Raw genomic sequence first — 952 nt, forward strand, 5'->3', positions numbered from 1 at the left:
CAGCGAGACGCGCGACGCCGTGGGACGCGAGGTCGCCGATCCGGCGCAGCGGGTCAGCGGGTCGCCGCCCTACATGGCTCCGGAACAGATCACCGGCGATGTCCTGGATGCACGGTGCGACCTTTACGCGCTCGGCTGCATGCTCTACCAGCTGGTTACGGGGGTCCTGCCTTTCACCGGCACCCGCAGCCAGATCTTCAACGGACATTTGGAACGGACGCCGGTCAGGCCTTCCGACCTGGTTTCCGGTGTGCCCCCGGATCTCGACGACCTCATCCTGTCCTTGATGGCTAAGTCCCAGGGCGACCGCATTGGATATGCGGAGAATGTCGCACTGGCTCTGGCCGCGCTCGGTGCCGACCCGGCGCCCTGGCCCTATCCGCCTCCACCGGCCCGCTCCTATCTGTACCGCGCGGCCTTCGTCGGCCGCAGCGACAGCATGGGACTGATCTCCAGCCAACTGGCGGCCGCGAAATCCGGAAGCGGACAAATCGTCCTGCTGACCGGGGAGAGCGGATCGGGCAAGACCCGGCAGGCTTCGGAGGCCGCCAGCCGTGCCGCAAGAACCGGGATGGCGGTGGTCAGCGGCAGCTGCCAGCCCGGCGGCCTTGATGGCGAAAAGGCCCATCTGAACGCTCAACCATTGTATCCGCTGCTGCCGTGGCTGGAAATGGTCGCGGATCTGTGCTTGGAGGGTGGACCCGCCCGGCAGCAGGCCCTGCTGGGGCCTCATGCAGCTGTCCTGGCAAGCTATTCGCTCCATATCAGGGCGCTGCCTGGCATGGCCGGTCTTTCCGAACCGTCGGCATTGCCCGGAGATGAGGCGCGCAAACGTCTGTTCCGCGCGTTGCGCGATGTCGCCGCCGCCTGCGCGCGGCTGCGTCCACTGCTGATTATCATCGACGATCTTCAGTGGGCGGACGAGTTGTCTCTCGGCTTTCTGGACCACATG

Annotated in this window: 1 protein-coding gene; it reads left to right on the plus strand. The window is 66.3% G+C overall.

What is annotated here, in order from left to right; translation table 11 throughout:
• On the plus strand, positions 1-952 hold a 952-nt coding region (locus I71_RS25480; protein WP_042700414.1), incomplete at both ends, for a serine/threonine-protein kinase.

This window comes from Azospirillum sp. B506 (genome assembly GCF_000333595.1).
Taxonomy (GTDB): Bacteria; Pseudomonadota; Alphaproteobacteria; order Azospirillales; family Azospirillaceae; genus Azospirillum.